The following is a 14771-nucleotide window of genomic DNA, read 5'->3' on the forward strand; positions in this document are numbered from 1 at the left end:
CGATGAGTTTTCTAGAAAAATTACAAAATCAAATTTTGATTGCCGACGGAGCCATGGGAACAATGCTTTATTCCTATGGAAAAGATTCCTGTTTTGAGGAATTAAATCTTTCCCGCTCTGAGCAAATTCTGAATATCCATAAAGCCTATATTGATGCCGGTGCCGATATTATTCAAACGAACACCTATGCAGCCAACTATTTAAAGCTTGGACGGTACGGGCTGGAGGATTCGGTCAAGGATATCAACAGCGCCGCTGTACAGATTGCCAAAAAAGCCGCCGGGAACCGTGCCTACGTGCTCGGGACCTTGGGCGGCAACCGTGGCATCAAGCCCAAATCCATTTCAATGGAAGAAATTAAACGAAGCTTTCGCGAGCAGCTGTATTGCCTTTTATTAGAGGGTGTTGACGGCCTTTTACTCGAAACCTTTTATGACCTCGAAGAACTCGAAACCGTTCTTACCATTGCGAGAAAAGAAACAAAACTGCCAATTATTGCCCAAGTTTCTCTTGCAGAACCGGGTATTCTGCAGGATCGTACTCCTGTAAATGAGGCATTGCAGAGACTTGAAGGGCTTGGCGCGAACGTTGTCGGTCTAAACTGCCGGCTTGGCCCGCATCATATGCTGGTAGCGCTCGAACAAATCGAACTGCCTAAGCGTGCCTTTCTTTCAGTCTATCCAAACGCCAGTCTCCCTGCTTATACAGATGGAAAGTTTCATTATGATGGTGATGCTGACTACTTCCGCAGGTCAGCGGCTGAATTCCGCAAACAAGGTGTCAGGCTTTTAGGCGGATGCTGCGGAACAACACCTGAACACATCAGGGCATTTGCCACAGAATTAAAAAATAGCGCTCCGATAACAGAAAAAGTAGTAGAATTAAAACCAAAGAAAATCATAGTTGAAGATCGTCCTGCCAAGCGGGATTACACCCCTCTTCAAGATATTGTGAAGGAACGCCCATCTGTTATCGTTGAATTAGATCCACCAAGAAAGCTTGATACAAAGAAGTTTTTTGATGGGGCAAAGGCTTTAAAGGAAGCAGGAATTGATGCGATTACGCTGGCCGATAATTCTCTTGCCCAAGTAAGGATATCCAATGAATCATTAGGTTATATGGTTAAAAAAGAACTGGGAATGCGTCCGCTAATCCATATTTCCTGCCGTGACCGCAACATTATCGGTCTGCAATCCCATTTAATGGGTCTGCACACGTTAGGAATGCACGATGTTCTGGCAATCACCGGTGACCCTGCCCGGGTCGGCGATTTTCCGGGGGCTTCTTCCGTTTATGATGTTTCTTCATTTGAACTAATTCAAATGATTAAACAATTAAATGAAGGCTTATCTTTTTCCGGAAAGGACTTGGGCCAGAAAACGGCGTTCAGCATTGCCGGAGCCTTTAACCCGAATGTCCGCTCTGTGGAAAAAGCAGTCAAACGACTGGAGAAGAAAATTGCGCATGGGGCTGACTATTTTATCTCCCAGCCTGTTTTTTCTGAAGAAAAATTGCTTGAAGTCTATGAAAATACGAAACACTTAAAAGCGCCGATCTACATCGGCTTAATGCCGCTTACCAGCAGTAAAAACGCGGAGTTCCTTCATAATGAGGTGCCTGGAATTAAAATTTCCGACTCCATTCGTGAACGGATGGCTGCGCTTCATGATAACCCGCTCCAAGCGGCCAAAGAAGGTGTTAAAATTACCAAGGGGCTAATCGATGCAGCATTAGATTTATTTAATGGAATTTATTTAATCACACCATTTTTGCGCTATGAGCTTACTGCTGAACTGGCCCTTTATGCCCGGCAGCGTGCGTGTGAACTGAGGGGGAACAGCGATGTCGAAACGACCATTTAATGAGCAGCTGAAAAAACGCATCCTAGTAATGGACGGGGCAATGGGCACGATGCTGCAGCAAGCAGGTCTTTCTGCAGATGATTTTGGCGGCGAACAATACGAGGGCTGTAATGAAAATCTCAATTTAACCGCTCCAGCAGTTATTGCGCGCATTCACCGCGAATATTTAGAGTCCGGAGCTGATATCATCGAGACTAATACATTCGGCGCCGCCAGTATTGTCTTAGATGAGTATGAGCTTGGATATAAAGCCTATGAAATCAATAAAATTGCTGCAATGATTGCTGTGAAGGAAGCTCAGGCAGCTTCCACCGAAGATTGGCCTCGCTATGTGGCCGGTTCCATGGGACCGACAACAAAGACATTAAGCGTTACCGGCGGAACGACCTTTGATGCCTTAGCTGCCGCCTATGAGGAACAAGCGATTGGCTTAATTGACGGTGGAGTTGATCTGCTCCTTCTTGAGACGTCTCAAGATATGCTGAATGTTAAGGCCGGCTATGTCGGCATCCAAAAAGCGTTTGAAAAAACCGGCAAAACATTGCCGCTGTTTATTTCTGGAACAATCGAGCCAATGGGAACGACTTTAGCGGGGCAAACGATTGATTCTTTTTATATTTCCATCGAGCATATGAATCCAGTGGCTGTTGGATTGAACTGCGCAACAGGACCAGAGTTTATGCAGGACCATGTACGCTCGCTCGCTAATCTGTCCGGAACCGCAGTCAGCTGCTATCCGAATGCCGGCCTGCCTGACGAGGAGGGCCACTATCATGAGACACCGGAAACACTGGCGAAAAAGCTGGCTGATTTTGCCGCTCATGGCTGGCTCAATATTGTCGGCGGCTGCTGCGGTACGACCCCTGATCACATTCGTGCTATTGCGGATGCAATGAAAGATTACAAGCCAAGGGAATTCCAGCCATCCTCCCATCATATGGTTTCAGGAATTGAACCGTTCATTTACGATGATCCTACTTTAAGGCCAATCATGGTCGGAGAACGGACCAATGTTATTGGGTCACGCAAATTTAAACGTTTGATAGCTGAAGGTAAATTTGAAGAGGCGGCAGAAATAGCCCGTGCCCAGGTAAAAGGCGGAGCGCACGTCATCGATATTTGTCTTGCTGACCCGGACCGTGAAGAGCTTGTCGATATGGAAAACTTCATCACCGAAGTCGTCAAAAAGGTAAAGGTGCCGCTTGTCATCGACTCAACAGATGAAAAGGTTATTGAAAAGGCGTTGAAGTACTCGCAGGGAAAAGCGATTATTAATTCCATCAACCTTGAGGACGGCGAAGAACGTTTCCAAGCGGTAGTGCCATTGATTCACCGATACGGGGCTGCCGTTGTTGTCGGTACTATTGACGAAACAGGCATGGGGGTTACTGCAGAACGCAAATTGGAAATTGCCCGCCGTTCGCATGATATCTTAGTCAACAAATATAAATTGAAGCCTCAGGATTTAATTTTTGACCCATTAGTGTTTCCTGTAGGTACAGGTGATGAGCAATATATTGGTTCTGCTAAAGCCACAGTTGATGGCATCCGCTTAATCAAGGAACAGCTTCCTGGTGTGCAAACGATACTCGGCATAAGTAACGTATCCTTCGGGCTGCCACCGGTTGGACGGGAAATATTGAATTCTGTATTCCTCTACCACTGCACCCAAGCGGGACTTGATTATGCGATTGTCAATACAGAAAAGCTGGAACGGTTCGCTTCCATCTCCAAAGAGGAAGTGGCACTTGCCGAGGCCCTTTTATTCGATACTACCGATGAAACATTGGCTGTTTTCACTGATTTTTATCGGGATAAGAAGAAGGTAGCCAAAGGCACTACGCTCGATATGAGTCTTGAAGAGCGGCTCGGCTATTATATTATCGAAGGGACAAAGGAAGGACTCATTCCTGATTTGGAAGAGGCACTCGCCAAGTATCCTGCCCCTCTTGATATTATAAATGGTCCGTTAATGGACGGAATGAAGGAAGTCGGACGACTGTTTAATGATAACCAGTTAATCGTCGCCGAAGTTCTTCAGAGTGCAGAAGTCATGAAGGCCTCCGTTTCCCACTTGGAACCTTTTATGGAAAAAGGCGATGTGTCTGCCTCAAAAGGAAAAGTTATTTTGGCCACTGTTAAAGGAGACGTCCATGATATTGGGAAAAACCTGGTCGATATTATTCTCAGTAATAATGGTTACGAAGTCATTGATCTTGGGATTAAGGTGGCACCTGCCGAACTAATTAAAGCTATTCGCGAAAACCAACCGGACATGGTTGGGCTATCCGGTCTTTTGGTGAAATCGGCCCAGCAAATGGTGTTAACGGCACAGGATATGAAGGAAGCAGGCATCTCCCTCCCTATCATGGTAGGCGGTGCGGCACTTTCCCGCAAATTTACGGATACGAAAATTGCCAAGGAATACGAAGGACTTGTTCTTTACGCCAAAGATGCGATGAATGGCTTAGCACTCGCCAACCAACTTCAATCCCCAGAGGAGCTTGAAAGATTATTCGCCGAAAAACAGGAAAAGCTGGCCGCCTTAGATGTACCACGAGAGCTGCCAGTCCGCTCTCCTCTCACTACGGCTGTTAAGCCGAGGGCTGCTGTCTCTACTGAGGTTCCGGTTTTTGTTCCAAGAGATACAAAACGGCATGTACTAAAATCCTATTCCTTGTCGCATATTGAACCGTATATCAATATGCAGATGCTGTTGGGCCACCATCTAGGTGTGAAAGGGAAAATTTCAAAACTGCTGGCCGAGAATGATGAGAAGGCTTGGAAAGTAAAAAACATGGTTGATAATCTGATCGCGGATGCCAGCGCAAATAGCTGGATTACACCTGCGGCCGTGTATCAATTTTTCCCGGCACAATCTGAGGGTAATAATGTTCATATTTATGATCCGGAAAATCATGAGAAGATAATTGAAACATTTGATTTTCCACGTCAGGAATCTGCACCATATTTATGTTTGGCAGATTTCCTAAAGCCAGTCGATAGCGGCGTCATGGATTATGTCGGTTTCTTTACGGTAACTGCCGGAAGGGGCATTCGCGAGCAAGCTGATCAGTTTAAAGCATCCGGCCGCTTCCTTGAAAGCCACGCCTTGCAGTCTCTCGCTCTTGAAAGTGCCGAAGGCTTGGCTGAATTGATTCACCGGCAGATGCGTGACCGCTGGGGCTTCCCGGACCCTCTAACCTTTACAATGCAGGACCGTTTCGCGGCCCATTATCAAGGCCAGCGCTTCTCATTTGGTTACCCTGCCTGCCCTGACCTAGAGGATCAGAAGAAGCTCTTTAAACTAATCCAGCCGGAGGATATCGGTATCCAGTTAACAGATGGCTGTATGATGGAGCCTGAAGCATCTGTTTCTGCCATTGTTTTCGCCCATCCGGAGGCAAGGTATTTTAATGTGTTAAGATAGTCTTATAAAGATTCCGCGGAATAATGTTCCGCGGAATTTTTTTTAGGAAGGTCGACATATTGTGAACATTTCTTGACATTTTTTAATATATCCATTATAGTTACCTAGGTAATTAATTATTGATTTGGAGCGAATTATGATCAATCACGAATTAATCCATACCCTTCATCAATTATCACGACGTCTAACGAATAAACTCAATGAAGCACTGAAACCAACGGGATTATACGGTTCGCAATGGGCCGTTATTTTTGTTTTAAAAAACAAAGGCTCATTAACTCAAAAAGAGCTCAGTGAATATTTAGCTGTTGAAGCACCTCCCATGACCCGAACGATCCAGCGCATGGTTAAACAAGGCTACGTTAAACAGATTCCCGGTCAGGATAAACGTGAAAAACGTGTTGAATTAACGGATGAAGCGCATGCCAAATATCCGGAGTGGGAAAAAATCGTCATCGAATTGAATAAATCATTGCTCCCAAAATCACATAAGGAGGAACTATATCAACTTCAAAAAAGCTGGCTTGAACAGCTTTATTAAAAGGAGTGCATTAAATGTCTAACAAACCAAAATTATGGACGAAAAATTTTATTGGTATTTCTGCAAGTAACTTTTTCTTATTTTTGACCTTTTATATATTGCTAGTAACACTTCCAAGTTATGCGTTGAATGAGCTTCACACAAGCGCTTCACAGGCAGGATTAATGACAACCGTCTTTTTGCTTTCTGCTATTATTTCGCGGCCGCTTGCAGGTAACTGGCTTGAACGTGCTGGAAACAAAAAGGTGCTGTTAACCGCGCTGATTCTTTTTGCAGCAGCGGCTCCCTTTTACCTATTCCCTAAAACAACAGCTGGATTTTTAGTCATCCGCCTGCTGCACGGTATTGGTTTTGGTATGGCAACAACAGCAGCGGGGGCGATTGTTGCTGACATCATTCCTTTTTCCAGGAGAGGTGAAGGAATGGGTTATTTCGTCTTATCAACCAATATGGCCATGGTATTAGGACCTTTTGTCGGGTTGATGACGATGCAGCAATGGGGCACTAAAATCATGTTTATCATAAGCATTGCAGTGGCAATTGGCGCTTTGATTACCGGTCTAAGCGTTAAGCTTCCAAAACAGGAACAAGACGAACAGAAGGTGGCTGCAGCCTTCTCGGTCCGAAATCTGTTTGAGCTTTCCGCTGTTCCGATTGCCATCGTTGGCGGCTTCCTGGCAATTGTTTATTCAGCACTGCTTTCTTTTGTATCTATCTATGCAGCCCAAATTCATTTAGAGCATGTTTCGAGCCTGTTCTTTGTTATTTATGCGGTGGTCCTGCTAATTTCAAGACCTTTTACAGGAAAATGGCTGGATTTATATGGTCCAAACGTGATTTCTTATCCATGTCTCATTCTATTTGCAATTGGAATGGCCGTCTTGAGCCAAAGTAATGGGGCGTTTACGTTCCTCCTTTCGGCAGGCCTAATCGGTTTAGGCTGGGGAACACTTTTTCCAACCTTCCAAACGATTGCGATTCAAAATGCAGAACCTCGAAAAAGAGGCTTAGCAACAGCAACATTTTTATCCATTTACGACACAGGTATCGCATTTGGGTCATTTTTAGTGGGCATAATTGCCGCCAAAATGGAATATAGCTCGATGTATTTCATTTGTGCATTTTATATTTTAATCGGTGCTGGTTTATTTTATGTTCTTCATACAAAAAGGAAGGCGACTACAAAGGCGCAATCTAGAGCTCAGGAAATATCATAAATTTCTCTTACATCACTCCTTCAAATAGTATATAATGTTATCCAAGCAATTTTTAAAGGAGTGATTTTTTATGGCAAAATCAAAAGCAAAAAAGCTGCGCGAAAAGCTTTCCAGGGAAGGAAAAATGAATCCCGAAGCAAAGCGGAGCCCGTTTGTTTTTACCGATATGAGAAACCGGGTAACAAAGACTAAAAAAGACCATTTATACCAATTTAAGCACAGGAACCATCAAACCCCTGACGGAAATGATGGTTCTTTTTATTTTTCCCAAGCAACCAGATAGTTCCGCAGATGTTCATCCCCCATCAAGAAAGAAATTATTTCGTTCTCCAAACATTTAGAAATAAGCAGTTCATTTTACTTTTAGTTTGTAATTGGCTACCATTATTATTGAAAAAATAAATAATTGGAGGTTTTGATATGTTTGATGTAGTCATCGTTGGTGCAGGCGCTGCTGGCGCTAGTGCTGCTTTATTTACTGCAAAAGCCGGGAAACAAACATTGGTTGTTGATAATGATAAGAGCATGACTAAACGGGCGTGGATTGAAAACCATTATGGTGTAAAAGAAATTACAGGCCCTGAACTTGTGGAAACCGGAAAAGAACAGGCTCGTAAATTTGGTGCGGAAATTGTTCAAGCGACCGTTACAAACATTATTAAAACTGATGCTGGATTTTCAGTAGAGACAGATCAAAAAACGTTTGAAGCAAAACATATAATTATTGCGACCGGTGCTTTGACTGACCTTGCTGAAAAGGCTGGCTTAAATACAAAGCCAGGTACAGAACCAAGAATCAAAACAGTTTTTGATGTAAATGCCGAAGGAAAAACAAACATTGACGGTATTTGGGCTGCCGGTACTGCTGCTGGTGTCAGCGTACATACAATTATTACTGCCGGTGACGGCGCAAAGGTTGCCATTAATGTGATCAGCGAAATCAATGGTGAGCGCTACGTTGACCATGATGTATTGAAAGCTTAAGCTGCCTTTGATTGTAATTCTAATACGATAAATGAAAACTCGCTGATTGGCGAGTCCGTTAGGACGAAGACAGAGGCGTAGTTGAATTTATGCGTTAAGAAATATAAAGCTTTCGACAGAAAGTTCATACTTTCTTATTAGCTAAGTTTAATCCCCTTGCAGAAGGGGATTTTTTTTATAAAAATTTAATTTTATTTTCTATCTTCTGTCAGTTAAACTATTTCGGAGGAGTTTTTTTGGGCCATCGGCCTATGAGTTTAAAAATTGAATAAGGAGACTTTTATGATCAAACATGACAGCAATATTAACCTTGTGACAGCCGGTCTGCTTCTGGCCATTTTGATGTCAGCGATGGACAACACGATTGTTGCCACTGCGATGGGAACGATTGTTTCCGACCTTGGCGGGCTCGATAAATTTGTTTGGGTCACCTCTGCCTACATGGTAGCCGTCATGGCGGGCATGCCGATATTCGGCAAACTTTCCGATATGTATGGGCGGAAACGCTTTTTCCTGTTTGGGTTAACGGTGTTTTTGATTGGTTCGGCCCTCTGCGGATTCGCACAAACCATTGTCCAATTAAGTATTTTTCGAGCCATTCAGGGCATTGGCGGTGGCGCATTGATGCCGATCGCTTTTACGATTGTCTTTGATATTTTTCCGCCGGAGAAACGCGGAAGGATGACCGGCCTGCTTGGCGCGGTTTTCGGCCTGTCAAGCGTACTTGGCCCGCTTTTGGGTGCTTATATTACGGATTATATCAGTTGGCATTGGATTTTCTATGTTAATATCCCACTTGGACTCGTTTCGATTATTTTAATTGTTCGCTATTATCATGAATCCTTACAGCATTCAAAACTAAAAATTGATTGGCTTGGGGCGGTTACCCTGGTCATTTCGGTTGTCAGCCTGATGTTCGCGTTGGAACTGGGTGGAAAGGAATATGAATGGAATTCTGCTCCGATTATCAGCTTATTTGCAAGTTTTGTAGTCTTTTTCGTTGCATTTTTTATAGCAGAATTCAAGGCTGCAGAACCGATTTTACCGTTATGGCTTTTTAAAAGACGGTTGTTTGCTGCATCGCAGATTCTCGCCTTTTTATATGGCGGCACGTTTATTATTTTAACAGTGTTTATTCCGATTTTTGTGCAGGCGGTTTTTGGCGGAACGGCTAAAAATGCAGGGCTGATTTTAACACCGATGATGCTTGGATCTGTTGCCGGGAGTTCTATCGGAGGTATTTTTTTAACAAAAACGTCTTATCGGAATTTAATGATTATCTCGATAATCTCATATGCTGTTGGCATGTATTGCCTAGGTACCATGACCGAGGATACGTCCCGCTTGATGCTGACCATTTTCATGATTCTTGTCGGCTTTGGCGTCGGCTTCTCCTTCTCCCTTCTGCCGACCGCCTCGCTTCATAACCTGGAGCCGCAATATCGGGGCACAGCGAACTCCACGAACTCGTTTTTGCGCTCGTTTGGAATGACGCTGGGGGTAACGATTTACGGTACGATTCAAAATAATGTCTTTACAGATCGTTTGAAAGAGGCATTTAAGGGAATGCAAGGCGGCGGTGGGTTTAAAATGGGTGATCCACGGGAAATCTTTGAAGCAAGCGAACGTGCGAAAATTCCTGGGGTTATTTTAGATAAGATCATTCATGCGCTGTCGGAATCAATTACCTATACCTTTACGCTTACGTTGATTCCAATTGCTTTGGCGGCTGTGACGATATTCTTTATGGGGAAAGCTAGGGTTGAGGTAAATAAAGAAGGTTCGCGGGGGTAATTTAGAGCACTGGATCCTGTTTGAGGTCTGGTGCTTTATTAATTCGCCAATAGAGCATAAAAATTCGCCAATAGAAATTTACTTACAATTTAAAGGTTTTCAATTTTTAATACCGGACACAATTTTTTAATAATTTTCGATAAAATTCGGCAGGATTCACCCTCTTTTTTTCGAATTTATTTTTCAAAAAGAAAGGAGAGGTTACCTTGCTTATAAAAGACAGGACAATTCCAATAAAAATTCTTATTTTGGCCGCTATTTTACGGCGCCTGCCACTAAGTAACATGAAGTATCAAGAAATTTTGGATGAACTTAGAAGGAGGGAAGCTGGATATCAGGGAGAAAAATCACTCGATTTCTATTTTCGAATGCTCCCGAAAGACAAATACATGATACTTCATGATTTAAATCTTCCTGATAATGAATTTAACCTTCAAATTGACACCCTTCTGATTACTCCTGCATACGCCTTAGTTATTTCAGTTAAACATATGGCCGGGAAATTAATAATTGATACCGAAAATGAGCAGTTTACGCAAATCGTTAATGAGAAAGAGAAGGGTTATCCTTATCCGGTTGCTCAAGTAGAGAGGCACCAAAAATATATTAAAAAGTTGCTGACCGATAATGGTTATCCCCCATTACCGGTTGAATATTTAATTGTCTTTAGTAATTCATATTGTACTTATGTCGTATCTGGCCCCAATTCCCGCAAAGTAAAGCCCCGTACCTGTAAGGCTGATGTTCTTCTCAACAGAATTGAATTCTTCGAAAAATTGTATCCCGATGCAATCCTCACCTCGAAAGAACTCCGAAAACTTTGCAAATATCTGGTAAAGTTGAATACACCACCAACAAAGTACCTATTAAAAAAGTTTGGAATTCAAAGGTCAGATCTACTAACCGGGGTTCAGTGCCCTTATTGCGGCTATCTTCCACTAATCCGTAAAAAACAAAAATGGTGGTGCCCTCGCTGCGACAAATATTCAGCTGATGCCCATATGAATGCATTGATGGACTATTTTTTGCTTTATGATATGAAAATTACTAGTAAAGAATTTCGTGCGTTTACACATTTAAAATTAATTCATACCGCGAAAAGACTTCTTCATTCTGAAAAACTAAATCATACTGGAGAAAACAGGTATAGAATTTATTTTCCTAAATCATTCCCATGGTAAGAATTCAATTCGCCAATAGAAGTGTCGGATTCGCCAATAGGATCTTATAATTCGCCAATTGAAGTCCTTAATTCGCCAATAGACTCGAAAAATTCGCCAATAGAATTTTTTTAGAAGGAAATTTCCCTTTTTTAAGTGCTAAAATTTATAATTTTTCAAAGAAAAATTACCCTTTTCAAAGACTAATAAACAAGTTTTAGACCAAAAACATCAAAAGGACGCACAAAAATCGGCGTCCTTTTAATGTTAAACCTCCAAATCCCTGCCTTCACCCGCAATATGAAATAGTAAATGCGCTAAATGATGAACCGGGCCGTATGCTTCTTCGTCCTCTTCATCTTGTTCATCATTAAATTCAAAATCATTCAGGTAGAGGGCCATAAATTCGTAAAAATCCTTAAGCTGGAAGGAGTAGCAGGCAACTGGATCCTCGTTGTCTTCTTCATACTGGAGCACCATGTAGGAGATGTCCCCGTCTTTGTCTGCTCCATCGAAAAAAATGAACAAGCCAATGTTTGTGTCCAGTTCAAATAGATGTCTTGTACCGCCTTCTGTCGCTTTTTCAAATTCCTCTTGATTTAATTTTTGAACCTGCATCGTATCAACATTATCTTCTTGATGAAAACTTACCACAAAAGATTTCATTAAAATACCTCCTAAATCACTACCAAAAATTTAAACACATATGAATAGCATAACCATTTTTATTGGTTTTCTTTCGAGTCTTCCTGATAGTGTTCATTCAGGAAGGGATTTTCTGTCGTGGCAAAATTCACAGATAATAAGCTCATTTCCGGATCTAATCCGTAAAGCCCTTTAACAGACTTGTCTTCTGCCTTTCCGCTTTGAAACTGCGGCTCTTTGTTCCTATTGGTCATAAGAAACACCTCTTCAAAAAATTTATTACTTATTATGCACAAAAAAAACCCCTGATTAATCAGGGATTTTCCTATCAACCGATTGGCGGTTGGATTGGAGGTGGTGAAGACATGTAAGTAGAAATTGCTACATCATTGCTAGTCTTTTGAACTTTCCCATTGTCAGAAAATGTGAAGAGCCCTAACACCGAAACGGATAGAACAAATCCAATAATAAACTTCTTCATAAATTTGCCTCCTCTTTTTCTATGTAATTTTATTTAAATACTTGACAGCTTCCAAAGCCATATCCTTTTCAAAATAATAATCAGCAAGCATTTTATAATAATGGGTAAGGTCCTCTTGGGAATCATTTTCCTCTTCTAAAAAAGGTATTACTTTTGATTCCAAGTATTTATAGCCCTTTATCGGAGAAGACATAAGTTGCAGATAATATTCGCTTAAAAGTCTAAATTTCTTTACCCCTAGATCCTTTGCAAGAGAATTTACTTCTTGAAAGCATTCTATCGATTTTTCCTTTGCCCCTAAAAAGTAATTAATTTCTCCAATGGAATATAAAGTAACGAGGTAGTGCTGATTAATATTCGGCTGCAGTTCCAAACTTTTTTCATAATAGAACAGCGACTCATTAAGATGCTTCATTTTAAATTGCAAATGCCCCATATTATGGTAAATTTGCGGAAGTAACTGTTCTTCTTTTAGTAATTTGGCATTTCGGATAATATGTTGGAAACATTCTTCCGCTTCTTCATATATATTTGAGTTAGTATAATTGATCCCTAACAGCATAAGGGTATGAAGAATCCGGATAAAGTTATGTTGATTCATAAACATTTGCAGCGCAAGTTTACCAAAATGAATGGCATGGCCCGACTGCTCAAGAGAACTCTTTACCAGAGCCCGATGATAAAGGAATTCCCCATCCGATGCCTGATAGTTATTTTCAGTATGAAGGGTATCAAATATGTCATCAGCATTTTTATATTGACCCTTCCACATTAAAAATACCGCATTATAATAACGAAATAAATACTCTTCATGTTGGGAAAAATTTTTCTTTTGCTTATACAATAAATCTTTTTGGTGTTCGGCTTCGTCCATTTTTCCCTTAAATAATAGATACCTATATTTATATAAACCCCAAATGTGGATATACTTAGAAAACGGAATTAAATGTTCTATCTGTTTTAGTTTCTGATAAGTTTCCTCTATTTCTTCTTTTAAATAAAAGTTAATCCTGTTACTAAATTCCCGAATAAGGATTTTTATTTTTTCCTCATTTTCCTCCATCTCTTCCATGCTTATATTTAGTCGTTCAAGCAGAAGGGCGATGGTCTCCTCGTTTGCTTCTTTGGAGTTGTTCTCTATTTTACTTAAATGGGGAACCGAGCATATCCCTTTAGCAAGCTCTGCCTGGGTGATTCCTCTCTGGGTACGATAGTATTTGATCAGTGCTCCAAATTCCATTATGTCACCAGCTTGCCTCTCTTTTTTACACTATTTTACATCAATAATTTCCATTCTGAAATATATTTTTTCAGACTATTATTAAAATAACAAAAACATGTTCTTCACAGTATCAAAGCGGCGGAGACCTGAGCCCCCGCCACTATTATTATTTTACTCTAGGGAATCCGAAGCCTGATGCATAATCGTCGCCCGTTGCGGCACCAGAGCCGCCTTTAATATCATATAATTTTGCCCGGTTTTGCAGTTCAGCGCGAAGCTGGGTATGGGACCAGGATGGGTTTGCCGCCCATAGCTTCGCTGCAAGCCCGGAAACATGCGGAGTTGCCATTGATGTTCCGCTAATCGTGTTATAGCCGCCATCCTTCCACGTCGATTCAATCGCTCTTCCCGGCGCAGAAACTTCGACATCGTGTTCCTGAATGATATAATCACCTGCTGTTACAGGATTTCCGCGTGATGAGAAGTCCGCGACGCGATAGGTGCCATTTTCCTGAACATTTTCCAAGGCAGCAACAGCCACCGCATTTACAAGAGCGCCTGGGTAACCGATGGTGTTTGAACCAGGTCCATCATTTCCGGCGGCGGCGACAACAAGCACTCCTTTGCCATATGCATAATTAACCGCATCCTCAATGAGGGTACTCTTTGTACTTGAGCCGAGCGACATCGAAATAATGACCTTTGATCCAAGACGAACACCTTCATCGGCTGCCTTGCGAATGGCTCCGGCAATATCATCCGAATACCCCGATCCGCGGTCACTTAACACCTTATAAGCCCACAGCTTGGAATCTGGGGCAACCCCATAGATTCCGGTGCCATTACTGCCCCCGTTAGCGAGGATAGTCCCGGCAACATGGGTTCCATGCCCGTTGCCATCATTACAGCTTCCCTCAACTAGAGGGGACTTGTTTTGCGAAAAGTCCTTACATTGATCAATATTACTAACCAAATCCTTGTGATTAATTACACCTGTATCTAGCACCGCAACCTTAATTCCACCCCCACCAGAAGTGGAAGCAATAGTGGCATCATTATAAATTGCCTCTATTCCCCATGGCGTCCTGTCACTTGGACCCGTGGCAATCCCTCCTCCCGGTTTTGCCTTAGCCTCCGGTTTATCTGCGAGCTGCATTTCTGGAAGATTTTCAATCGTTAAGTTTTTATTTTTTAAAAGCGCTTGGTATTGCTGGGAATTAACTGTTGTCGTAAAGCCCTCCACTCCAAAATCCCAGCGGGCACCATAATTGGCTTTGGCTTGTGCCTTTTCCGCTGCCGGGCCTTGAATGAATACCCGATAAGACTCCTGACTGCTTGTTTGCTGTCCAAAGGCACCTGAAGCAAAAGTCGAAATTCCCATGACTGCACTGAGTAGAACAGTCCCCAATAATCGTCTTTTTTTCATCCAGAAACT

The 14771-nt window shown here is 42.2% G+C and carries 13 protein-coding genes; 8 read left to right on the forward strand and 5 right to left on the reverse strand.

Features of this window, described 5'->3' with window-relative positions; all coding sequences use genetic code 11:
- The first annotated feature begins 2 nt into the window (after positions 1-2).
- The 8 genes from QNN06_RS26020 (at position 3) to QNN06_RS26055 (ending at position 11009) form a co-directional block, all read left to right on the forward strand.
- Positions 3-1862 carry a bifunctional homocysteine S-methyltransferase/methylenetetrahydrofolate reductase gene (locus QNN06_RS26020; protein WP_284036228.1) on the forward strand — a complete coding sequence of 620 codons (1860 nt, stop codon included), beginning with the start codon at positions 3-5 and terminating at the stop codon, positions 1860-1862.
- Positions 1843-5292 carry a methionine synthase gene (gene metH, locus QNN06_RS26025; protein ID WP_284036229.1) on the forward strand — a complete coding sequence of 1150 codons (3450 nt, stop codon included), beginning with the start codon at positions 1843-1845 and terminating at the stop codon, positions 5290-5292. Before QNN06_RS26020 ends, metH begins: the two co-directional genes overlap by 20 nt.
- A 136-nt stretch (positions 5293-5428) precedes the next feature.
- On the forward strand, positions 5429-5833 hold the full coding sequence (locus tag QNN06_RS26030; protein ID WP_213117907.1) for a MarR family winged helix-turn-helix transcriptional regulator: 405 nt from the start codon (positions 5429-5431) through the stop codon (positions 5831-5833).
- A gap of 14 nt (positions 5834-5847) precedes the next feature.
- A complete protein-coding gene (locus QNN06_RS26035; RefSeq protein ID WP_284036230.1) occupies positions 5848-7050 on the forward strand; it encodes an MFS transporter in 1203 nt (400 codons plus the stop codon).
- Between the two features lie 70 nt (positions 7051-7120).
- Positions 7121-7333: a hypothetical protein gene (locus QNN06_RS26040; RefSeq protein WP_217032041.1), complete on the forward strand. Its 213-nt coding sequence runs from the start codon at positions 7121-7123 to the stop codon at positions 7331-7333.
- A 137-nt stretch (positions 7334-7470) separates the two neighbouring features.
- Entirely contained in the window at positions 7471-8034 is a 564-nt protein-coding gene (locus tag QNN06_RS26045; protein ID WP_284036231.1) for an FAD-dependent oxidoreductase, read from the forward strand.
- Between the two features lie 282 nt (positions 8035-8316).
- Positions 8317-9828 carry an MDR family MFS transporter gene (locus tag QNN06_RS26050; protein ID WP_284036232.1) on the forward strand — a complete coding sequence of 504 codons (1512 nt, stop codon included), beginning with the start codon at positions 8317-8319 and terminating at the stop codon, positions 9826-9828.
- Between the two features lie 206 nt (positions 9829-10034).
- Complete coding sequence (locus tag QNN06_RS26055; protein WP_284036233.1) at positions 10035-11009, forward strand: nuclease-related domain-containing protein; 975 nt, start codon at positions 10035-10037, stop codon at positions 11007-11009.
- A 246-nt stretch (positions 11010-11255) separates the two neighbouring features.
- Here QNN06_RS26055 and QNN06_RS26060 read toward each other — a convergent pair whose 3' ends face one another.
- The 5 genes from QNN06_RS26060 to QNN06_RS26080 form a co-directional block, all read right to left on the reverse strand.
- Entirely contained in the window at positions 11256-11654 is a 399-nt protein-coding gene (locus QNN06_RS26060; RefSeq protein WP_213117901.1) for a cytosolic protein, read from the reverse strand.
- A gap of 59 nt (positions 11655-11713) precedes the next feature.
- Positions 11714-11887 (reverse strand): hypothetical protein, encoded by a 174-nt coding sequence (locus tag QNN06_RS26065; protein ID WP_213117900.1) that lies wholly within the window; start codon positions 11885-11887, stop codon positions 11714-11716.
- A 74-nt stretch (positions 11888-11961) separates the two neighbouring features.
- Positions 11962-12114, reverse strand: coding sequence for a hypothetical protein (locus tag QNN06_RS26070; protein WP_213117899.1), 153 nt, complete (start codon positions 12112-12114; stop codon positions 11962-11964).
- A gap of 19 nt (positions 12115-12133) precedes the next feature.
- Positions 12134-13354 carry a tetratricopeptide repeat protein gene (locus QNN06_RS26075; protein WP_284036234.1) on the reverse strand — a complete coding sequence of 407 codons (1221 nt, stop codon included), beginning with the start codon at positions 13352-13354 and terminating at the stop codon, positions 12134-12136.
- A gap of 148 nt (positions 13355-13502) precedes the next feature.
- Positions 13503-14762 carry a S8 family peptidase gene (locus tag QNN06_RS26080; RefSeq protein WP_284036235.1) on the reverse strand — a complete coding sequence of 420 codons (1260 nt, stop codon included), beginning with the start codon at positions 14760-14762 and terminating at the stop codon, positions 13503-13505.
- Positions 14763-14771: the final 9 nt, after the last annotated feature.

Origin of the sequence: Neobacillus sp. 114 (assembly GCF_030127045.1) — a bacterium.
GTDB classification, from domain to species: Bacteria; Bacillota; Bacilli; order Bacillales; family Cytobacillaceae; genus Neobacillus; species Neobacillus rhizophilus.

Bases quoted from the DNA above. Each gene is read 5' to 3' on its own strand.
- QNN06_RS26065 (WP_213117900.1), bottom strand. From the start codon at position 11,887: ATGACCAATAGGAACAAAGAGCCGCAGTTTCAAAGCGGAAAGGCAGAA.
- QNN06_RS26030 (WP_213117907.1), top strand. From the start codon at position 5,429: ATGATCAATCACGAATTAATCCATACCCTTCATCAATTATCACGACGT.
- QNN06_RS26035 (WP_284036230.1), top strand. From the start codon at position 5,848: ATGTCTAACAAACCAAAATTATGGACGAAAAATTTTATTGGTATTTCT.
- QNN06_RS26060 (WP_213117901.1), bottom strand. From the start codon at position 11,654: ATGAAATCTTTTGTGGTAAGTTTTCATCAAGAAGATAATGTTGATACG.
- QNN06_RS26080 (WP_284036235.1), bottom strand. From the start codon at position 14,762: ATGAAAAAAAGACGATTATTGGGGACTGTTCTACTCAGTGCAGTCATG.
- QNN06_RS26020 (WP_284036228.1), top strand. From the start codon at position 3: ATGAGTTTTCTAGAAAAATTACAAAATCAAATTTTGATTGCCGACGGA.
- QNN06_RS26045 (WP_284036231.1), top strand. From the start codon at position 7,471: ATGTTTGATGTAGTCATCGTTGGTGCAGGCGCTGCTGGCGCTAGTGCT.
- metH (WP_284036229.1), top strand. From the start codon at position 1,843: ATGTCGAAACGACCATTTAATGAGCAGCTGAAAAAACGCATCCTAGTA.
- QNN06_RS26070 (WP_213117899.1), bottom strand. From the start codon at position 12,114: ATGAAGAAGTTTATTATTGGATTTGTTCTATCCGTTTCGGTGTTAGGG.
- QNN06_RS26040 (WP_217032041.1), top strand. From the start codon at position 7,121: ATGGCAAAATCAAAAGCAAAAAAGCTGCGCGAAAAGCTTTCCAGGGAA.
- QNN06_RS26050 (WP_284036232.1), top strand. From the start codon at position 8,317: ATGATCAAACATGACAGCAATATTAACCTTGTGACAGCCGGTCTGCTT.
- QNN06_RS26075 (WP_284036234.1), bottom strand. From the start codon at position 13,354: ATGGAATTTGGAGCACTGATCAAATACTATCGTACCCAGAGAGGAATC.